Here is a 19,978-nt window from a genome sequence, read left to right on the forward strand (position 1 = left end):
AAATACTTGAAATCGTTTGCAGTCAAACGATGGCAGCTTTGATTTTTATAGTGATCCGAGAGGCAGTAGTCAGACCGCCACAGGCGCCTTGATGCCGGCATGGTGCTGATAGTCCAGCACTTCGAAGTCTTCGTACTCGTAGCCGAAGATGGAGTCGGGCTTGCGCTTGATGTTCAGCGTCGGATAGGCGAAGGGCTGTCGAGACAGCTGGGTCTGCACCTGTTCGAAGTGGTTGTTGTAGATGTGGCAGTCGCCGCCAGTCCAGATGAAGTCGCCCACTTCCAGGCCGCATTGCTGGGCCAGCATATGGGTCAGCAGCGCGTAGCTGGCGATGTTGAAGGGTACGCCCAGGAAGATGTCGGCGCTGCGCTGATAGAGCTGGCAGCTGAGCTTGCCGTCGGCCACATAGAACTGGAAGAAGGAGTGGCAGGGCATGAGGGCCATCTGGTCCAGCTCGGCCACGTTCCAGGCGCTGACGATGATGCGGCGGCTGTCGGGATTGCTCTGGAGCTGTTTGACGACTTCGGCAATCTGGTCGACATGCGTGCCGTCGGCCTTGGGCCAGCTGCGCCATTGCACGCCATACACCGGGCCCAGGTCGCCGGTTTGCTTGTCGGCCCATTCGTCCCAGATGGTGCAGCCGCGCTCCTGCAGCCACTTCACATTGCTGTCGCCGCGCAGAAACCACAGCAGCTCCAGAATGATGGACTTCAGGTGCACCTTCTTGGTGGTGACCAGGGGGAAGCCTTCATTGAGGTTGAAGCGCATCTGATAGCCGAACACGCTGCGCGTTCCCGTGCCCGTGCGGTCGGTTTTGGACGCGCCGTGCTCGAACACATGGCGCATAAAGGTTTCGTACTGGCAGCGCACGGGGCGCAGGGTGCAGGTGCTGGAGTTCATGGTGCAAAAAGCGGTCAAAGACTTGCAAAGACTGGCTGTGCTGGCAGCGTACACAAGGTGCCGCTGCTCTTGAAGAGGGTGGGCCCGCAGGGCCGCGATAGCCCGAGTGTGCCACGGGCCGGGGTATGCCGAGCCGCCTGCAGTCAATGACCCGCTCTGTCGCCCTGTAAGCCTCGAATACTGCCGCAGCTGGATTCACAATGTCATGGAAAACAACCGAGCCGAACAAGGAGAGTGAGTTCATGTCACGCAATTTTGTGAGCACCGCGGCGGTTGCGCTGGCCGCTGCGGCCTTGCTGGTCGCCTGCGACAAGACCAAGGCCCCGTCTCCCACCGCCGCTGCAGAGGATGTCCGGGCAGCGGCTGCTGCGGCGGCGGCTCCGCCCGCTGCCACGGCGCAGATCGAGGAGGCGGCTACGGCCCCCGTCGAGGAAGTGCGCGTTCCCCATGTGGCCAAGGACGGCGAGCCAGGCCTGGACAGCCTCAAGCCGCTGCAGGGCAAGTACCGCTGGGATGGAGTGGACTATGTGAAGGATGGCGTGCTGGCCCAGCGGCTGAAGACGCTGATGGGCCCTCAGTACGACACGCTGCTCAAGAACCTGCAGGCCCTGGGTCCGCTGGAGCCTTCCGCAGCTCTGCTGTACGTGATGGGCAACCGCCAGCATCAGGGCGGCGAGGAAATGGCCGCCGTGGTGATCGACCCGGTGCGCAACGGCCTGCGCGTCTGGCTGCTCAGCGAGGGCAGGCAGACCGTGTTCACCGATGTGGACGGCGCAGATATCCCCTGGCCCAGTGCGGTGCAGAGCATGCTGCGCAATATCGTGGCCACCCAATGAAGCCCTGGCTGCGGCCAGAAAAAAAGCCCTGCCGATCATGGCAGGGCTTTTTTTATCGGCGGCGGCGGGATCAGCCGCGCGTCAGCACCACGCCGGGGTTCATGATGCCCTGCGGGTCCAGTGCCTGCTTGATGGCGCGCATCATCTGCAGGGCAACGGGAGACTGGTATTTTTCGAGCTTGTCGGTCTTGAGTGCCCCCACGCCATGCTCGGCCGAGAACGAGCCGCCGAAGGCGTCCACGGCCTCATAGACCAGGTGGTTGACCAGGGCCTCCTTGTCGCGCAGAAAGGCCTTGCCGTCCTCGCCTTCGGGCACCTGCACGTTGTAGTGCAGATTGCCGTCGCCCAGATGGCCGAAGTTGACCAGCCGCACGCCGGGAATCTCGCGCTTGAGCACGGTGTCGGCATGCTCGACAAAAGCGGGAATGCGCGAGGCGGCGACCGAGATGTCGTGCTTGATGTTCAGGCCTTCCTCGGCCTGGGCCAGGGGAATGCTCTCGCGGATATGCCACAGGTCGTGGGCCTGGGTCAGGTTCTCCGCCACCACGGCGTTGACCACGCAGCCGTCTTCAAAGGCCAGCTCCAGCAGGTGCTCGAAGCGCAGGCGTGCATGCTGTTCAGACTCGCTGTCGCTGTTCTCCAGCAGCACGCAGTAGGGTGCTTCGTCGCCCATGTCGGCAAATGGCACGCGCAGCTGCGGCATGTGCTTGACGACCAGGCTCAGCGCAAACTGGCCCATGACTTCAAAGCCCGTCAGTCCCGCGCCCAGATGCTGGTGCGCCAGACCCAGCAGGCGCACGGCGGCCTCCATGGAGGGCACGGCGGCAAAGGCGGTGAGCTGGGCGGCCGGCTGCGGGAACAGCTTCATGGTGGCGGCGGTGATGATGCCCAGCGTGCCTTCGCTGCCGATGAACAGGTCGCGCAGGTCGTAGCCGGTGTTGTCCTTGCGCAGGCCTTTGAGGCCGTCCCAGATCTCGCCCTGCGGCGTCACCACTTCCAGGCCCAGGCACAGGTCGCGGGTATTGCCATAGCGCACCACCTGTGTGCCGCCGGCGTTGGTGCCCAGATTGCCGCCTATCGTGCAGCTGCCTTCGGCGGCCAGCGACAGCGGAAACAGCAGGCCTTGCTGGTCAGCCAGATCCTGCAGGTTCTGCAAAATGCTGCCGGCTTCGACGGTGAAGGTCAGATTGTCCTTGTCGATGTGGCGCACGGCGTTCAGGCGCGTGAGGCTGAGCACGACCTGCTGGCCGCTGTCGTCGGGGGTGGAGCCCACGGAAAGCCCGGTATTGCCGCCCTGGGGCACGATCTGCACGCCGGCTGCGGCGCAGGCCTTGACCACGCCGGCCACTTCGGCCGTGTTGCCGGGGCGCACCACGGCCAGGGACTTGCCGTGTACGCGCTTGCGCCAGTCCTGTTCGTAGGCGCTGAGGTCGCCATCGGTCAGCACATGGGTGGCGCCCACAATCTGGCGCAGGGATTCAAGCAAAGCGGTGGAAGTCATGGCAAGCAGGCCGCGGCAGGGGCGGCAGAGAGGGAGAACAGACGGAAATCCTAAGCCAGGCACAGCGCTACGGCAGGAAAACCATGAAGCCGCAAGCGTAGAGCATGGCAGACTACGGGACAATCGAAATAAATTGCTTGGTTATGCCAGTTTTTCCGAACAATATCAGCCTGCGCCAGCTGCGTGCCTTTGCCGAGGTGGCGCGCCAGGGCGCGTTTGCCCCGGCAGCCCGCGAGCTGTGCCTGACGCAGTCGGCCCTGTCCGAATCCATTCGTCAGCTGGAAGAGGCCCTGGGCCTGCGGCTTTTTGACCGCACCACCCGAACCGTGGGGCTGACGGCCGCCGGCCAGGCCTTCTTGCTCGATGTGCGCCAGGCCTTCGAGATGCTGGAGCAGGGCTTTCAGAACCTGGGCGATCTGGCCGCGCTGCGCCGCGGCAAGGTGCGCATTGCTGCCGCACCGTCGGTGCTGGCGGTGTTGCTGCTGCCGGTGCTACCGGCCTTGCGGGCCCGGCATCCGGGCATCGAGGTGGATCTGATCGAGGACAGCGCCGAAGGCATCGCCCAGCGCGTGCAGGCCGGCAGCGTGGATTTCGGCGTGGGTGCGGCGCACCCGGCCGGCGGCGATTTGCTGACCCAGCCGCTGATCAGCGATGCCATGGGGCTGGTGGCCAGGCTCGATGAGCCTTTGCTGCAGGCCGGGCGGCTGACGGCGGCCGATCTGGCCGATCTGGCTTTTGTGGGTCTGACCACCGACACCGCCATCAGCCAGTTGCTGGCTTCGGCACCGGGCATGCCGCAGAACCTGCTGCAGACACCACTGCGCCTGTCCAATCCGCAACTGCTGTTCGAGGCCGTGAGCCTGGGTCTGGGGGTCAGCATTGTTCCAGCGCTGACGGCGCGTCACCCTTCGCTGGGCCTGCAGGGCAATCTGGGCTTTCGCCTGCTGGATGAGCCGCGCATTCTGCGCCGCACGCTGCTGATTCAGCGTCCGCGCCGTGCGCTGTCACCGGCCGCGCAGCTGCTGTTCGATGCGCTGGCGGCGCAGGTGCGGACGCTGGCGCAGTTCGAAGGCATCACGCCTGATTGAGCCGGGCTGCCTTGACGGCACGCTGGCGCAGGCGCACATGGGCTGCGCAGGCGATGAAGAGCAGCACGCACAGCGCCACCTCTGCCAGCGCCAGCCAGCGGCTGGGCGCGGCATCGCTCCAGGCCCGCACCACGCCTTCGGTGAAGTACAGCCACACCAGCAGGCTGAGCCAGCGATAGGTGTACATGCGGCGCTTGAGCAGGCCAATCACGGCGAACGCCAGTGGCAGGGCTTTGAGAAACAGCCAGGTGCCGCCTTCGCGCAGCGGGGCCAGCCACAGCTCCCAGGCCACGCACAGCAGCATCAGAGCCAGCAGACTGCCCACGGCCAGCCAGCGCGTGGCGGCCACGTCAGAGCCTGGCTGCTGGATTGGTGAAGAAGTGTTTTTGGCGGCTTGGGGCGAGAGGGCGTCGGTCATAGCAGTGGCATCATATCGGTCATGCCAGCTCTGTTTGAATCCGGTCGTTTTGTTTTGCGTTCTGCGCTTGATGTTGCGCAGCACCCGTCCTCCTTTTGCGTTCATGAAGGAGTGCCGTCATGAAGAAAAACGAGCGTGCCGGCTTCTGGGCCGCGCTGGAAGGCAAGACGCAGCAAGCCAGGCCGGTGACGGCGGATCGGGACAGGCCGATGCAGCCTGCTTCGGTGGAGGCGCCTGCAGCAGCGCAGGCAGCCAGCGCAGGGCCGCTTGATCAGCGCCAGGAACCCAGCCTCGATGGTCCGGGCATGCCGCTGGAGCCGGTGTTCGACCCCATGCCCGATCTTGGCAACGATCTGGCTCGGCCCGAACCCGTGCCAGCTCCTGCCGCATCGCCTGCGGCGGCATTCAGCACGGCAGCTCAGGGTTGGACCAGCTATTGCACGCCGAATACGACACCAGCCGAGGAACAGAAAGCGGTGCATGCTTGCGTTTCAGGAGTGACCGACAGTCCTGTCGACAGCTCGCAGCGCGTTGCCGATAGCCCGCGCAGCCGCAGACTCGACAGAGCCAGGGCGCTGGCGGCCAGCTGCAAGGATCTGGCCGGGCGTATCCCCAAGCCCCTGATGCCCAGCCAGGAGGAGCTCAAGACGGCATTGCGCCGCAGGAGCCGCCGTGCGCAGCAGCGCCTGCGTACCTTCCCCTGGCACAACACGGCCCAGGTGCTGCTGGCGCGCTTCAAGGAGGACCGGCTGGGCGTGACCGCCAGCAGTCTTACCTTCACATCGCTGCTGGCGCTGGTGCCGTTCTTTACCGTGGCTCTGGCCCTGTTCACGGCCTTCCCGATCTTTGGCAAGGCGCAGAAGGTGCTGGAGCGCTGGCTGATGGACAGCCTGATTCCCGAGACCATTGCGCGTCAGGTGCTGGGCTATCTCACGCAGTTTGCCTCCAAGGCCAGTCAGCTGGGCCTGGTCGGCTTCTCCATCCTGATGGTCACGGCCATTGCGCTGATCCTGACCATCGACCGCACGCTCAACAACATCTGGCGCGTGCGCCAGCTCAGGCCGCTGGGCCAGCGGGTGCTGATCTACTGGGCCGCCATCACGCTGGGGCCGCTGCTGCTGGGCCTGAGCCTTGTGCTGTCGTCCTATGTGATGTCGGCATCCAAGGGCCTGGTCAACGCGCTGCCCGGCAGCCTGCGCTTTGTCTTTGATTCCATAGAGTTTGTGGTGCTCGCCGCCGGCATGGCCGGGCTCTACCACTATGTGCCCAACACGCCGGTGCGCTGGCGTCATGCGCTGGTGGGGGGCGTGTTTGTGGCCGTGTTCATGGAAGTGGCCAAGAAGGTGCTGGGCCTCTATCTGTCATCCGTGCCGACTTACTCGGTGATCTACGGCGCGTTTGCCACGCTGCCCATTTTGCTGATCTGGATGTATGTGGCCTGGAGCATTGTGCTGCTGGGGGCCCTGGTCACGGCCTATCTGCCCACGGTGCTTGCCGGGGTGGAGCGGCTGACGGGACATCGGGGCTGGCAGTTCGAGCTGGCGGTGGAGGTGCTGCAATGCCTGGCCAAGGAGCGTGAGCTGCCGCACAAGGGCCTGTATGTGCACCAGCTTTCACGGCGCCTGCGCGTGGAGGCGTCCCAGATTCAGCCCGTGCTGCAGGCGCTGGCCAAGCTGGACTGGGTGGGGGCTGTACAGCCTCCCGATGCCTATGTGTCGCTTGAGAGCACCGAGCCGCGCTATGTGCTGCTGGTCGATCCGCAGGCCACGCGGGTAGAGCCTCTGGTGCAGAGCCTGTTGCTTGAGCCGTCCGAGGCGGTGCGGCCGCTGTGGCAGCGTGCCCAGCTCGATGCCATGACCGTGGCAGAGCTGATTGCTGCCCCGGGCGGAGATATTCATAGAGTTTGATGGAAGTGAGCAGATATCTATGAATATCTGCACTGAAGGCCGGACAGCTGATGGCAGGCGTCGCATGGTCCATGGGCAGCCGATCCGCTGCCCGCAAAGCAGGCCAGCGCAAGCGCTTCAGAGACGGTGTGGCGCTACATCTTGATGCGACCCAGCAAGATGTCGCGCCACATCATCCAGTCGCCCAGAAAACTGTAGAGCGGTCGCTTGAAGCTGGCGGGCTTGTTTTTTTCAAAGCCGAAATGCCCGACCCAGGCGAAGGCATAGCCGCAGATCAGGCCTGCGAGCAAGTACCACCAATCGCCTGTCAAAAACAGCGCCAGCAAGAACACCAGCGACAGGCTGGTGCCGATGAAGTGCAGCCGCCTGCAGGTGAGGTTGCTGTGCTCGCCCAGGTAGAAGGGGTAGAACTCGGCAAAGCTCTTGAACTGGCGCGGGTCCACGCTGGCCTTGGCAGCGCCGTCCGGTTCTGAGGTCGTGGTCTGTGACATGGCAAACCCCGGTGAAGGTGATGCTGTTTTTATACTGCCGACAGCATGGCCAGGCCAGCGGGTTAGCGAGTGCTGGCAAGTTGTGGTCGGAGGTCTTCGTCACCTGAACGACAGGCTATATACGGCAAGACTGCTCAAAATCGGCCAGATTCGCCATCTTTGCGGCCACTCCAGCTTCTGGCCGAGCTGCCATGAGCGCTCTCTTGCTAAGGTGGCAGCACATCTCATCGCCTTCAACCCAGATCCTGCCCATGTTTGACGACACCATGCCGCCTGTTGTGATCAGCTCCAGTGAAACCCGTGTTCAGACGCCCGACGGGCAGCTCCATGTCAAACGCTGGCAACCTCAGCGCGAGGCGGCCAGGGCGCCGCTGGTGCTGATGCACGACTCCCTGGGCAGCGTGGATCTGTGGCGCGAATTTCCCGCGCAACTGGCCGCGGCCACCGGGCGTGAAGTCATTGCCTATGACCGCCTGGGTTTCGGCCATTCAGACCCCAATCCGCATCGGCTTCAACCCAGTTTTGTGGAGAGCGAGGTCGAGGCCGGCTTCACGCCGCTTCACCGGGCGCTGGGCCTGGGTGATTTCGTGATGCTGGGACACAGCGTGGGCGGCGGCATGGCGGCCATGGTGGCGGCGGCCTATGGAAGGCAATGCCAGGCGCTGATTACCGAATCGGCCCAGAGCTTTGTCGAAGACCGCACGCTGCAGGGCATCAGTGCGGCGCGCGACAACTTTGCCCAGCCCGGCCAGCTGGAGCGCCTTGCTCGCTACCATGGCGACAAGGCGGCCTGGGTGCTGTCGGCCTGGGTGGACACCTGGCTGAGCCCGCCTTTTGCGCATTACCGGCTGGATGCAGCCCTGAAGCAGGTGCATTGCCCGGTGCTGGCCATTCACGGCGAGCTCGATGAATTCGGCTCCCTGGTGCATCCCGAGAACATCTGCACCTGGGCGCAGGGCCCTTGCGAGGCGGAAATCATTGCCGGTGGCGGCCATGTGCCGCACCGCGAGCTGCCCGAGCGCATCAGCAGCCGCATCGCGGCTTTTCTGTCAAAAATCGCCTGACTCTGTTTGAGCCAGCCGCCCACGCGCGTAGTCGACCAGATCGGCCGGGTAGTGGGGGCTGGCGCGCAAAGCGCTGTCATCCCAGCCGTAGAGCACGGCCAGGGCGGCCACCTCCAGCGCCCAGTAGCCCGTGCCCAGCCACGGGCTGCCTTTTTTCTGCTGCTTGGGCGAGAGCTTGAGAAACTCCTGGTACTGGGTTTGCAGATAGGGCAGCAGCGGGTCAGGCAGGGCTTCGAGCTGTTCAAAAAATGGCTTCATGGCGCCGTAAGGGCGTTTGTGAAAAAGCTCCTCGCTGACTTGCTGCAGCTGCAGACCGCCTGCGCACAGATAATCCAGCAACTGGTCGGTATCGAAGGCCAGCACATGCTCATCAATCGCCGGTACGTCATCCTGCGCATCCAGCAGTGTGGCCATTGACAGCAGGGTCACGGCAATAGCGTAGTCGTCAGTGCGTGTGTTGATGGGCGCAGCTACGCCGTAGTTCTCGCCAGTTTCCTGCGCCATGCTGGCGTGCGCATGCTCGGCCACCGAGGCGGCATCAATCCACAGCGCGGCCACTTCCTGGTAGATGGGGCGCAGCACATCGCCGCCCAGGCCCAGGTCGATGCCGTAGATCAGCAGCCAGCGCGCCTGCTCGCCCGCTTCCTTCCATTTCCAGTAGTTTTCCAGTGCCGCATGTGCCTTGAAATCCTGGGGTGCTTTATAGCTGTCGCTGCCGGCAAAGCGCTTGAGCGCGCTCAGTGCCTCCTTCCAGTCGGCTTTTTTGTCGCTCAGATTGAGGTTGCGCCGGGGCTGCAGACCATTCAGTGAAATCTTGGCCCATTCGGCGCAGGCGTCAGCCAGTTGGCCGTGGTGCTGGAAGGTTTGGCTCATGTCCCAAGCTTAATGGCTCATGCCGCCAGAAAATCCCGAATCGCAAACAGCGTCGCGTCGGGCGACTCCGTCATCTGGTTGTGGCCGTTGGGGATGATCTGAACCTTGGTAGTCTTGCCTGCGCCCTTGGCTGCATCGATCAGTCCCTTGGCTGCCTTGGGCGGGGTCATCTGGTCTTGCTCGCCCAGCACAAACAGAAGCGGGCAGCTGACCTGGGTCATCGCGGCTTCGCCATCCGCATAGCTGTCGCAGGCCTTGAAGCCAGCATGCAGCAGATTCGTGCCCGTGTTGCTGGCCAGCACGCGGCGGCCCAGTGCCATGCCGGCGCCAAATACCCAGCTGCCTGCACCATTGGGCGGTGCCAGCGTGGCGCGCGAGAAGGTGTTGACCATCTGTATGGCCTTCTCGGGCGTATTCAGCGCCGACTCAAGCAGCGCGGGCGAGACCTTCATGGGAAAGGCCGTGCCCACCAGGACCAGATGGCTGATGCGTTCCCGCAGTCTGGCCGCAGTCTCCATGGCAATCAGACTGCCCCAGCTATGGCCGATCAGCGCAGCTTGCTGCAGGTTTGCCGCATCCATCAGCGCGCCGATGAAGGTCGCAGCTTCTTCGACAGTTTGCGGGGCCTGGCCGCTGCTTTTGCAATGGCCGGGCAAATCGATGGCCAGGACGTTCCAGCCGTGATTGGCCATATAGCGGCTTTGCAGCGCCCAGACGCTGTGATCGCAGAGCACGCCGTGGATGAAAATGGCCGTGGGCTTGGCCGCGTCGAAAGCCTTGCCGCCGGTGTAGGCGTAGATGTCTGCGCCTTGCACATTGATTTGCATGTTTGTCTCCGGTTCTGTTCTTTGTGGTTCAGCAGTGTTCGCTCAGCCATTGCTGAGCCAGCTCGCGGATGTTGTCGCTGGCATCGTGTTCGGCGGCATGCTCAATCGCAGCTCGCTGCGCTGCGCTGGCTTTTTTCCAATACCGAAGGCCCAGCATGGCCTGATAGCGTACGCCTTCGTTGCTGTCGTGACTCAGGGCTTGTGCCAGTACAGGGGTGATGCGCCTGCCAGCGGCGGCACCAAGGCTTCGCTCTCCCATGATGCATGCAGTATGCACGCGCACCAGAGCGTGAACGGACTGCAGAGCGAAGAGGGCTTGCTCCAAATCCTCAACCCGAAGGCTGCAATAACCGGTTCCGGGTGATAGCTCTTCATTCAGCGCCCGGGTCAAGGTCGGGTGCTTGAGGTCGAGCGCTCGCTCCAGTGGCGCGTAGTCAAGGTGCAGAGCCGTGGTTCCAGGCTTGCTGTTCCAGGCGCGGTAGGGGTAGGCAATGCCTTGCGCGATTCTGTCCACAGGCACGGCCGTGTCGCCTATTTGCTGCTGCAGCCATTCCTGGTCGCCTAACGACCCCAAGGCACTGGCGCACCAGCCTCGCTCGCTTTCTTCCCTGGGACTGTGGACGGGGGCCTGAACCTGTTGACGCAGTGCAGTCAGTACCTGTTCGTCCCGGTAAGCGATCTGGGCCAGCAACATGGCCGCACGCCACTGTTTGCCAGGCCGAGTCAGCATGGGCAGCAGCGCATGAGCCACCTGGCTGTGATCCATGGCAAGCAGCGCAGTCTCGGCCTCTTCGCCCAGCAATTGCGCCTCTTTTCGGCTCAGTCCCAGCTCCGTGCACCCGACACCTTCCAGGCAGCTCAGGTGGTATTGCAGCTGTTGAGCGGGGGAGAGTGCGGCAACTCTGGCGCGTCTTTGCGCTTCCTGATCATGGCTGGGAAACAATGCAAGAAAGCGCGCCTGCCCCATGCTCTGGCGCGCCATGGCTTCGCATTCCTGCGTGTCTTCCACGTAGATCAGCACCGTAAACTCTGGAGTGAGCTGGCTGGCCCAGGGCGATTTTTGACAGGCTTTGGTCAGTTGCTTGCAGATGCGGATCAGTGCCTTGATCAGGTGCGCTTCGGTACGCAACCAGTGGGCAGGCGTGCTTTTATTGGCCTCGGCCAGCAAGGCCTGCTCCAGTTGCAGCAACTCCTGAGAGTCCGAGGTCGAATCCAGCTCTTCCCACTCCCAATCCGGCGGGTTCCAGCGCAGAGAGCCCAACTGGCCGGTGTCCAGGTCGAATTCGGACAAACGCCCTTGTGGCTCGGGGGCATTCACCATCTGTGAATAGGCCTGCTCGCTATTGGCAGATAGCGTGGGCAGGTAAATGGGGCCGTCCTCCTCACGGTACAGGCCGTTCAGTGCCAGTGCGTAGATGCTTTCCTGAGGGGTCGCGGCCAGGAACGCCTGAGCATCTTGCCAGTAGATGCTGAATAAAGTCTGTTCAAACTGCTTCCAGTCCAGCGATGCAGAAGTTGTGGCAACCATGTTTGTTCAGGTCTCTCAGGCTGCTTTCTCGGCCGCCTTCAGCGCGCGCTTGAGGTCGTCGATCAGATCGTCAGCATCTTCCAGGCCGATCGACAGGCGGATCGTGCCCTGGCCTATGCCGGCCTGGGCCAGAGCCTCGTCACTCATGCGGAAATGCGTGGTGCTGGCAGGGTGGATCACGAGAGAGCGGCAGTCGCCCACATTGGCCAGATGGCTGAAGACCTTCAGCGTTTCGATGAACTTCTTGCCCTGGTTGCGGTTGCCGGCAATGTCAAAGCTGAACACAGAGCCTGCGCCGCGCGGCAGCAGCTTACTGGCCAAGGCGTGCGAGGGGTGGGTCTCCAGCATCGGGTGGCCCACGCGACTGACCAGCGGGTGGCTGGCGAGGAACTGCACCACTTTTTCGGTATTGCGCATATGGCGCTCCATGCGCAGCGGCAGGGTTTCGATGCCTTGCAGGATCAGCCAGGCGCTGTGCGGGCTCATGCAGGCGCCGAAGTCGCGCAGGCCTTCGCGGCGGGCGCGCAGCAGGAAAGCGCCGGTGGTGGACTCCTCGCTGAACACCATATTGTGAAAGCCGTCATAGGGCTGGGTCAGCTCGGGAAAGCGCCCCGATTTTTCCCAGTCGAAGCTGCCGCCATCGACGACGATGCCACCGATCACCGTGCCGTGGCCGGACAGGAACTTGGTGGCCGAGTGATAGACGATGTCCGCGCCATGCTCGAAAGGCTTGATCAGCCAGGGCGAGGTCAGCGTCGAGTCCACCAGCAGCGGCACGCCGGCTTCGTGGGCGATCTGGCTGACCGTGGGAATGTCCAGCACATCCAGGCCGGGGTTGCCCACGGTCTCGCCGAAGAACAGCTTGGTGTTGGGGCGCACGGCAGCCTTCCAGCCATCGATGTCGCCGGGCTTGACGAAGGTCGTCTCTATGCCGAAGCGCGCCAGCGTGTAGTGCAGCAGGTTCTGCGAGCCGCCATACAGGGCCGTGCTGGCCACGATATGGCTTCCCGCGCCCATCAGCGTGGCAATCGACAGGTGCAGCGCCGCCTGGCCGCTGGCCACGGCAATCGCGCCCACGCCGCCTTCCAGGGCCGAGACGCGTTGCTCGAGCACCGCGTTGGTGGGATTGGAGATGCGGCTGTAGACATGGCCGGGCCGCTCCAGATTGAACAGGCTGGCCGCGTGGTCGCTGGATTCGAAGACAAAGGACGTGGTCAGATGGATGGGTACGGCACGTGCGCCGGTGGCAGGGTCGGGCTGGGCGCCTGCATGCAGGCTCAGGGTGTCAAAGCCGGGGTCAGAGTAGCCGGGCATGTTGTGTCTCCATGGCTGGTTTTGATCGACGCAATGTGTGATCGAGCACGCAATCAAATATCGATTTGGTCGGATAGACGAATGAATATGTAGAAATTCATATGTTTCGTCATTGCTTTAGTTTTTCTCAATGCAAGCCATTGTGGGCTATATTTGTGCACGCACCTGCATTCTGTGTAAAGCGATGCCGCATGTGCTGACACATGCAGGACAAAAGCTGCCACAGCGTGCCAAACAGATTCGGAGAACAGCAATGAAAGTTAGTGACATCCTGCGCGTCAAAGGCAATACCCTGTACACGGTGTCGCCCGACGAAAGCCTGGCCGCGGCGGTGCAGGTGATGTCGGAAAAGGACATTGGCTCGCTGGTCGTGATGGATCACGGCGATGTGGTGGGCATGCTCACCTTCCGTGAAGTGATCCAGGGTTTTGTAAAGACCGGCGGCGTGGAGAACATCTCCGTGCGCGGCGCCATGGACGACGCGCCCATGACCTGCACCATGGAAACCGATATGGACGAGGTGCGCCGCATGATGCTGGACCGCCATGCGCGCTACATGCCCGTGATGGACAAGCGCATGCTGATGGGCGTGATCTCGCTGTATGACGTGGCCAAGGCCGTGGTGGACAGCCAGAACTTCGAGAACCGCATGCTCAAGGCCTATATCCGCGACTGGCCCGAAGGCGAGCGCCAGGGCGCTGAATAAGCCAGCTTTCAAGCCCGGCGTTTTGCTGCAGACCCCGCCGAGGCGGGGTTTTTCATGTCCAGTCTGATGTGTGCTGCAGGTGGCGCAGCGCTGCCTTATGGCTGTCGGTCAGTCAGCCGATGCGGTCCCTGCGATACAGGCTACTAGCGCTGGCGGCTTTACCTTGTGCAGCCCCTTGAGCAGCAGGCCCACAAAGCACGGCAAGACTACACCCAGGCCCACCATCATGCTGATCACGGCCTTGCCGTAGCCGCAGGCATATTGGCCCGCGCAGCGCGACGGTGCAAATTTGAAGAACACCAGACCGCCGATGCCGCCGATCATTGCGGACATCAGGGCCGAGGCCAGAATAAACGCAAGTTTGAGCATGGTGAAAAGACTTTAGGCAGGACAGCGTGCAGCCGTCAATCATCACTTCAACGATAATCGGCAGCCTATGAGCGGCAATACCTTCGGCACAATTTTCACGGTCACCAATTTTGGTGAGTCCCACGGCCCGGCCATTGGCTGTGTGATTGACGGCTGCCCCCCGGGCATGGCCTTGAGCGAGGCGGACATCCAGCATGATCTGGATCGTCGTCGCCCCGGCACCAGCAAGTTCGTCACGCAGCGCAACGAGCCCGATGCGGTGGAGATTCTCTCCGGCGTCTACGAAGGCAGGACCACGGGCACGCCGATTGCCCTGTTGATCCGCAACACCGATCAGCGCAGCAAGGATTACTCCAATATCGCGCAGAGCTTTCGTCCCGGTCATGCCGACTACGCCTACTTCCAGAAGTACGGTATCCGCGATCCGCGCGGTGGCGGCCGCTCCTCGGCACGCCTGACGGCGCCTACCGTGGCCGCGGGTGCCGTGGCCAAGAAATGGCTCAAGGAAAAGTTCGGCACCGAGTTTCGCGCCTGCATGACGCAGATCGGCGAGCTGCCCATCGGTTTCGAGAGCTGGGAGCATGTGCCGCACAACCCCTTTTTCGCGCCCGTGGCCGATGTGAGCCGCTTCGAGGAATACATGGAGCAGCTGCGCAAGAGCGGCGATTCCTGCGGCGCGGCGCTGCGCGTGAACGCCAGCAATATGCCGGTTGGTCTGGGTCAGCCCCTGTATGACCGACTGGATGCCGACATCGCCTACGCGATGATGGGCCTGAACGCCGTCAAGGCCGTGGAGATCGGCGCAGGCTTTGACAGCGTGGCCCAGCGCGGCACCACGCATGGCGATTCGCTGAGCCCCGAGGGTTTCCGAAGCAATAACGCGGGCGGCATCGTGGGCGGCATCAGCACCGGCCAGGATCTGGAAGTGCGCATCGGCATCAAGCCCACCAGCTCCATCATCACGCCGCGTGAATCCATCGACGTGCACGGCCAGAGCACCGAAGTCATCACCAAGGGGCGCCACGACCCCTGCGTGGGCATTCGCGCAGCGCCGATCGCGGAGGCGCTGCTGGCGCTGGTGGTGATGGACCACGCGCTGCGCCACCGTGCGCAGAATGCCGATGTGGATTCCGGCCTGGCCCCGATTCCGGCCTCGGCCAGCTGACATCACCCAGACCGCTTTGTGCGTTAAAACCTCTGACTCAGGAGAGTCCGATGGTTGCAACTGACAAAAAACCGGATCAACGCCAGTCTCGCGCCCTGTCGCCAGGCTGGCGTTGTGCTTTTCACAAGATCTCTGCTCCCCTCTGCGCTGTGCTGCTCGCGCTGGGCTTGAGCGCATGCAGCGGTGGTGTGACAAGGCAGGCCAGCATGGAGATCACCGTGCTGGGTTTCAATGACCTGCACGGCCATCTGGAGCCGCCCGGACTGGCGGTGACGGCGCAGAATGCGCAGGGCCAGAACGTCGCCGTGCCCGCCGGCGGCGTGGCCTATATGGCCCGGGCCATCGCCCAGCGCCGCCAGGCCAGCCGCCATGTGGCGCTGGTCACGGCCGGAGACATGATCGGGGCTTCGCCCATGGTCTCGGCGCTGTTTCTCGATGAGCCGACGATAGAGGTGCTCAACCTCATGCGGGTGGACTTCGCGGCCACCGGCAATCATGAATACGACCAGGGCGTGGCCGAGCTGCTGCGCATGCAAAACGGTGGCTGCGAGAAGTTCACAAGCAAGCAGCCATGCCAGATCAGCCAGCCCTTCAAGGGGGCAGAGTTCCCGTTTCTCGCGGCCAATACGCTGCGCGGCGACGGCCGGCCGCTGTTTCCCGCGACGGGGCTGAAGTTCTTCGAGCAGGACGGTCTGCGCATAGGCGTGGGCTTTATCGGCATGACGCTCAGGAACACGCCGCATATGGTGCGCCCTAGCGGGGTCGAGGGGCTGACGTTTGCCGACGAGGCACAGACGGCCAATGCGCTGATCCCCCAGCTGCGTGCGCAGGGGGCCGATGTGATCGTGGTGCTGATCCATGAGGGCGGAGCCACCACGTCAGGCCTGCAGGACGATAGCTGCAAAGGCCTCTCCGGCGCCATCGTGCCGATTCTGGAGCAGCTCTCCGGCGAGGTCGATGTGGTGATCTCCGGTCATACCCATCGCTCCTATGTGTGCGATTACGCCAGGGTGGATGCCCGCAAGCCGTTTTTGCTGACCAGCGCGGGTCAGTACGGCACGCTGCTGACCGAAGTCAGACTGACGGTGGATGCGCGCACACGTCGCGTGATCGGCAAATCCGCGCACCAGAATATTGTGCAGGGCGAGGCCTATCGCAGCGCCAGCGGCATGGTGGGCCTGCAACCCGAATTCCCCGTCTTTGACGCCGATGCCCCCGTTGCGGCGCTGGTGGCGCGCTACAAGGCTGCGGCCCGGCCGCTGGCCGAGGCCGGAGCAGGGCGGCTGGCCGCAGCTGCCAGCCGCATGCCGCAAGCCAATGGCGAAAGCGTGATGGGGCGCATCGTGGCCGACTCCATACTCGCTGCCACGCGCGATGCCTCAGCGGGTGGGGCGCAACTGGCCTTTGTGAACCCCGGCGGCGTGCGCGCCGATCTGCTGCCTGCGGCCGACGGCAGCGTGACCTATGGACAGTTGTTCAGCGTTCAGCCGTTTGGCAATACGCTGATGGTGATGAGTCTGAGGGGCGAGCAGATTCGCCAGGCACTGGAGCAGCAATTCGACAGCGGCAGCAACACCGTGAGTGCGCCGCGCATCCTGCAGGTGTCCGAGGGCTTCAGCTACCGCTTCGACCGCAGCCAGCCCGCAGGCCGGCGCGTGAGCGAGCTGCGCCTGAACGGCCGGCTGCTCGAGATGCCGCAGCGCTACCGCGTGGGACTGCAGAGCTATCTGGGCAGCGGCGGGGACAATTTCAGCACCTTCACGCAAGGTATCGATGTGGTGGGCGGCATGCTGGATCTGGATGCCCTGGCCGAGCATGTGCGCGAGCAAAGCCGCAGCGGCCCGATGGTGCTACCTTTAAAGGAGCGAATTACGCGCGTTCATTAAGGAAATCAGATAAGAAACTATCTGATTTCTTTTGAAATCATGCGCTAGATGCTCATGAATTAATAGTGTATGCCTGCCGTCAGGCGCGCAAAACAAAAGCCACCCGAGGGTGGCTTTTGGCATGGTACGGCAGGCAGGCCTATGGTTTTTTGGCGGCCTTGGCCTTGGGACTGCGAACCTCATCCATGATGTTCTTGAAGTCGTCCACATCCTCGAAGCTGCGGTAGACGCTGGCAAAGCGGATATAGCCGACCTTGTCCAGGCCCTTGAGCTCGTCCATCACCAGCTCGCCGAGGCGGCTGGAGTCGATTTCGCGCTGGCCCAGATTGAGCAGCCTGTCCTCGATGCGCTCTATGGCTGCATCGATGAGCTCGGTGCTCACGGGGCGCTTGCGCAGCGCGATCTGAAAAGAGCCTTGCAGCTTGGCGCGCTCGTATTCGATGCGCCGGCCGTCTCTCTTGACCACGGTCGGAAAGCTGACCTCGGGGCGTTCGTAGGTCGTGAAGCGCTTGTCGCAGCCGCCACAGCGGCGGCGGCGGCGGATGAAGCCCCCGTCCTCGGACTCGCGGGTTTCAACAACTTGCGTGTCCGGGTGGTTGCAGAAGGGGCACTTCATGACAGCTCAGCGCAGCAGGAATTACTTGCTGTAGACAGGGAACTTGGCGGTCAGTGCGGCCACCTTGGCGCGCACGGCAGCCAGATTGGCTTCGTCTTCGGGCTTGTCCAGCACATCGGCCACCAGATTGGCAGTGATGCGGGCTTCTTCCTCGCCAAAACCACGGGTGGTCATGGCGGGGGTGCCGATACGGATGCCGCTGGTCACGAAGGGCTTCTCGGGGTCGTTGGGGATGGCGTTCTTGTTCACGGTGATGTGAGCCAGACCCAGGGCCGCTTCGGCAGCCTTGCCGGTAATGCCCTTGGCGCGCAGGTCCACCAGCATCACGTGGCTTTCGGTGCGGCCGGAGACGATGCGCAGACCGCGCTCGGTCAGCGTTTCGGCAAACACCTTGGCGTTGTTCACGACCTGTTCCTGGTAGGCCTTGAACTCGGGAGTCAGGGCTTCCTTGAACGCCACGGCCTTGCCGGCGATGACATGCATCAGGGGGCCGCCTTGCAGGCCGGGGAAGATGGCGCTGTTGATGGCCTTCTCGTGCTCGGCCTTCATCAGGATCACGCCGCCACGGGGGCCGCGCAGGCTCTTGTGAGTGGTGGTTGTGACCACGTCGGCGTGGGGCACGGGGTTGGGGTACACGCCTGCAGCAATCAGACCGGCATAGTGGGCCATGTCCACCCAGAAGATGGCGCCGACTTCCTTGGCAATTCTTGCAAAGCGCTCGAAGTCGATGCGCAGGGCATAGGCGGAAGCGCCGGCCACGATGATGCGGGGCTTGTGCTCACGGGCCAGCTCTTCGAGCTTGTCGTAGTCGATGGCTTCGTCGGCATTCAGGCCATAGGAGACGGCCTTGAACCATTTGCCGGACATGTTCAGCGCCATGCCGTGGGTCAGGTGACCGCCTTCGGCCAGGCTCATGCCCAGAATGGTGTCGCCGGGCTTGGCGAAAGCCATCAGCACTGCCTGGTTGGCCTGAGAGCCGGAATTGGGTTGCACGTTGGCGGCTTCGGCGCCAAAGATCTGCTTGATGCGGTCAATGGCCAGCTGCTCGACCACGTCCACATGCTCGCAGCCACCGTAGTAGCGCTTGCCGGGATAGCCTTCGGCGTACTTGTTGGTCAGCTGGGAGCCCTGGGCTTCCATCACTGCGGGCGAGCAGTAGTTCTCGCTGGCAATCAGCTCGATGTGCTCTTGCTGGCGATGGTTTTCAGCTTCAATAGCTGCAAACAGTTCGGGGTCGACTTTCGCGACGGTATCGGTGCGTTGAAACATGGCAGTCCTGTGAACTTAGAAATTCCCTTGAGGCCAAGGGCTGCCCAGGCGAACGGCTGAAACGCTTGCAGGCTGCAGTCGCTGCGACCCTGGGCGGTACGCTCCCCGGTGGTTCACAGACCTTGCAGTCTGCCGGATTCCACGTCAGCGGCAGAAAATTCTGCGCCTATCGCCAGTTGCGTACACCCGCTAGTGTAGCTGAGGCGGCATGGCTGCAGAGCCTATGTCCGTTTTTCCCGCTGGACCTGATCGGGGCATAAAAAAAGCTGGCCGCAGCCAGCTTGAGAAATGCAGGGATCTGCCGCTTAGAGGTTGGAGTTGGCCAGTGCCACTTGCTGAGCGTGAGAGACCTTGGTGGCTTCGTCGGACTTGGCCGTCATCAGCGGGCTGGCCTGCAGACCCACGCCTTGGCGCAGGCGCTGGTGTTCGGCAAGCACCTTGGCCGCATAGCCGCCGTCCGAAGGAAGATTGGCTGCGCCCACGTAATAGCGCAGGCCACCCTCGATGGAGCCGGCGCGGGCAATGCATTCCTTGAGCACCTTGACACCGACCTTGAGGTTGGTAACGGGGTCGAAGGCCGCGTGCTGGCCGCCAAAGCTTTCGTACTTGTCGGTGTGCACGGACGTCATCACCTGCATCAGGCCCTGGGCACCGACCGAACTTTGGGCAAACGGGTTGAAGCTCGACTCAATCGCCATGATGGCCAGAATCAGCGTCGGGTCCAGCTTGTTGGCCTTGCCCTGGGCATAGGCTTCGCTGACCAGGGCGGCAATCGGCTCGGGCGCCACCCGGTATTTTTTGCTGAGCCAGTAGGCGACAGCCGCCTGCTCCTTGGGCAGGTTCTTGGGGTTGACGGCCGTGGCGCGGTCGCTGGCGACGACGATGTTGGCGGAAGCAGGGGCTTCCTCCACTTCGGCGGCAGCCACAACGGTGCTGGCGGGCAGGCGTGTGTCGAGCCACTCGCGCAGTTCGGTGGCGCCGGCCAGACGCAGGTCTGGACGAGAGATCAAAATCAGGGCCGAAATGGCCACGGCCAAGCCCAGCAGGGCGAAACCGTTGTGAGTAAGAGCAAGAAAACCGTGGGCCGTCTTATGGCCCAACGTTCGCGCGGAGGCGATTAATTTTCCTGACGCTGGCATAGCTTGTCCTTTCTTGGCTATCGCCCGAGGTCGCACCGGATCAATCTCGCGGAGCAACCAGGACAACTGGCCGATGAGGTT

At 63.0% G+C, this 19,978-nt stretch carries 19 protein-coding genes and 1 riboswitch; of the genes, 7 read left to right on the top strand and 12 right to left on the bottom strand.

What is annotated here, in order from left to right; all coding sequences use genetic code 11:
- Positions 1-69: 69 nt before the first annotated feature.
- Entirely contained in the window at positions 70-900 is an 831-nt protein-coding gene (locus DFO48_RS19825; protein WP_003077501.1) for a thymidylate synthase, read from the bottom strand.
- A 242-nt stretch (positions 901-1,142) separates the two neighbouring features.
- On the opposite strand from DFO48_RS19825, the gene DFO48_RS19830 reads away from it, so the two are divergent.
- On the top strand, positions 1,143-1,736 hold the full coding sequence (locus tag DFO48_RS19830) for a hypothetical protein (protein ID WP_003077495.1): 594 nt from the start codon (positions 1,143-1,145) through the stop codon (positions 1,734-1,736).
- Between the two features lie 70 nt (positions 1,737-1,806).
- Here the strand turns inward: DFO48_RS19830 and DFO48_RS19835 are convergent, their stop codons facing one another.
- On the bottom strand, positions 1,807-3,237 hold the full coding sequence (locus tag DFO48_RS19835) for an FAD-binding oxidoreductase (RefSeq protein ID WP_114864536.1): 1,431 nt from the start codon (positions 3,235-3,237) through the stop codon (positions 1,807-1,809).
- Positions 3,238-3,380: 143 nt separating this feature from the next.
- Between DFO48_RS19835 and DFO48_RS19840 the strand changes: the two genes are divergently transcribed.
- Positions 3,381-4,325: a LysR family transcriptional regulator gene (locus DFO48_RS19840; RefSeq protein WP_114864537.1), complete on the top strand. Its 945-nt coding sequence runs from the start codon at positions 3,381-3,383 to the stop codon at positions 4,323-4,325.
- On the opposite strand, the gene DFO48_RS19845 is transcribed toward DFO48_RS19840, so the two are convergent.
- Positions 4,312-4,827, bottom strand: coding sequence for a DUF2069 domain-containing protein (locus DFO48_RS19845; protein WP_003076219.1), 516 nt, complete (start codon positions 4,825-4,827; stop codon positions 4,312-4,314). The genes DFO48_RS19840 and DFO48_RS19845 overlap by 14 nt on opposite strands.
- A gap of 539 nt (positions 4,828-5,366) precedes the next feature.
- Here DFO48_RS19845 and DFO48_RS19850 point away from each other — a divergent pair.
- Entirely contained in the window at positions 5,367-6,650 is a 1,284-nt protein-coding gene (locus tag DFO48_RS19850; RefSeq protein WP_233506476.1) for a YhjD/YihY/BrkB family envelope integrity protein, read from the top strand.
- 134 nt (positions 6,651-6,784) lie between these two features.
- Here the strand turns inward: DFO48_RS19850 and DFO48_RS19855 are convergent, their stop codons facing one another.
- The gene (locus tag DFO48_RS19855) at positions 6,785-7,141 is read right to left on the bottom strand and encodes a DUF962 domain-containing protein (protein ID WP_003076222.1); all 357 of its coding nucleotides are present in this window, start codon (positions 7,139-7,141) and stop codon (positions 6,785-6,787) included.
- A 251-nt stretch (positions 7,142-7,392) separates the two neighbouring features.
- Here DFO48_RS19855 and DFO48_RS19860 point away from each other — a divergent pair, with 251 nt between their 5' ends.
- Entirely contained in the window at positions 7,393-8,205 is an 813-nt protein-coding gene (locus DFO48_RS19860) for an alpha/beta fold hydrolase (protein WP_003076223.1), read from the top strand.
- Here the strand turns inward: DFO48_RS19860 and DFO48_RS19865 are convergent.
- Genes DFO48_RS19865 through DFO48_RS19880 form a run of 4 tightly spaced genes read right to left on the bottom strand, consistent with a single transcriptional unit; the run spans position 8,191 to position 12,747 of the window.
- Complete coding sequence (locus DFO48_RS19865) at positions 8,191-9,078, bottom strand: PoNe immunity protein domain-containing protein (protein ID WP_114864539.1); 888 nt, start codon at positions 9,076-9,078, stop codon at positions 8,191-8,193. The genes DFO48_RS19860 and DFO48_RS19865 overlap by 15 nt on opposite strands.
- Positions 9,079-9,095: 17 nt before the next feature.
- Positions 9,096-9,905 (bottom strand): alpha/beta fold hydrolase, encoded by an 810-nt coding sequence (locus DFO48_RS19870; protein WP_114864540.1) that lies wholly within the window; start codon positions 9,903-9,905, stop codon positions 9,096-9,098.
- A 28-nt stretch (positions 9,906-9,933) separates the two neighbouring features.
- Positions 9,934-11,433, bottom strand: a complete 1,500-nt coding sequence (locus DFO48_RS19875) for a DUF4303 domain-containing protein (RefSeq protein WP_114864541.1) — start codon at positions 11,431-11,433, stop codon at positions 9,934-9,936.
- Between the two features lie 15 nt (positions 11,434-11,448).
- The gene (locus DFO48_RS19880) at positions 11,449-12,747 is read right to left on the bottom strand and encodes an O-acetylhomoserine aminocarboxypropyltransferase (protein WP_114864542.1); all 1,299 of its coding nucleotides are present in this window, start codon (positions 12,745-12,747) and stop codon (positions 11,449-11,451) included.
- Positions 12,748-13,000: 253 nt separating this feature from the next.
- Here DFO48_RS19880 and DFO48_RS19885 point away from each other — a divergent pair, with 253 nt between their 5' ends.
- Positions 13,001-13,453 (top strand): CBS domain-containing protein, encoded by a 453-nt coding sequence (locus tag DFO48_RS19885; RefSeq protein ID WP_003053381.1) that lies wholly within the window; start codon positions 13,001-13,003, stop codon positions 13,451-13,453.
- Between the two features lie 108 nt (positions 13,454-13,561).
- Here DFO48_RS19885 and DFO48_RS19890 read toward each other — a convergent pair whose 3' ends face one another.
- Positions 13,562-13,822 carry a hypothetical protein gene (locus DFO48_RS19890; protein ID WP_114864543.1) on the bottom strand — a complete coding sequence of 87 codons (261 nt, stop codon included), beginning with the start codon at positions 13,820-13,822 and terminating at the stop codon, positions 13,562-13,564.
- Positions 13,823-13,889: 67 nt separating this feature from the next.
- Here DFO48_RS19890 and aroC point away from each other — a divergent pair, with 67 nt between their 5' ends.
- Both aroC and DFO48_RS19900 read left to right on the top strand, forming a co-directional pair.
- Positions 13,890-14,987 carry a chorismate synthase gene (gene aroC / locus DFO48_RS19895; RefSeq protein WP_003076229.1) on the top strand — a complete coding sequence of 366 codons (1,098 nt, stop codon included), beginning with the start codon at positions 13,890-13,892 and terminating at the stop codon, positions 14,985-14,987.
- Positions 14,988-15,037: 50 nt separating this feature from the next.
- Positions 15,038-16,873 carry a bifunctional UDP-sugar hydrolase/5'-nucleotidase gene (locus DFO48_RS19900; protein ID WP_114864544.1) on the top strand — a complete coding sequence of 612 codons (1,836 nt, stop codon included), beginning with the start codon at positions 15,038-15,040 and terminating at the stop codon, positions 16,871-16,873.
- A gap of 139 nt (positions 16,874-17,012) precedes the next feature.
- Here the strand turns inward: DFO48_RS19900 and nrdR are convergent, their stop codons facing one another.
- The 3 genes from nrdR to DFO48_RS19915 form a co-directional block, all read right to left on the bottom strand.
- Positions 17,013-17,489 carry a transcriptional regulator NrdR gene (gene nrdR / locus DFO48_RS19905; RefSeq protein WP_003053388.1) on the bottom strand — a complete coding sequence of 159 codons (477 nt, stop codon included), beginning with the start codon at positions 17,487-17,489 and terminating at the stop codon, positions 17,013-17,015.
- A 21-nt stretch (positions 17,490-17,510) separates the two neighbouring features.
- Positions 17,511-18,758 (bottom strand): serine hydroxymethyltransferase, encoded by a 1,248-nt coding sequence (gene glyA / locus DFO48_RS19910; protein WP_003063740.1) that lies wholly within the window; start codon positions 18,756-18,758, stop codon positions 17,511-17,513.
- Between the two features lie 35 nt (positions 18,759-18,793).
- Positions 18,794-18,948: riboswitch (ZMP/ZTP riboswitch) on the bottom strand.
- 115 nt (positions 18,949-19,063) lie between these two features.
- On the bottom strand, positions 19,064-19,897 hold the full coding sequence (locus tag DFO48_RS19915; protein WP_034348900.1) for a lytic transglycosylase domain-containing protein: 834 nt from the start codon (positions 19,895-19,897) through the stop codon (positions 19,064-19,066).
- Between the last annotated feature and the right edge of the window lie 81 nt (positions 19,898-19,978).

Origin of the sequence: Comamonas sp. AG1104, from assembly GCF_003350425.1 — a bacterium.
In the GTDB taxonomy this organism is placed as follows: Bacteria; Pseudomonadota; Gammaproteobacteria; order Burkholderiales; family Burkholderiaceae_C; genus Comamonas; species Comamonas testosteroni.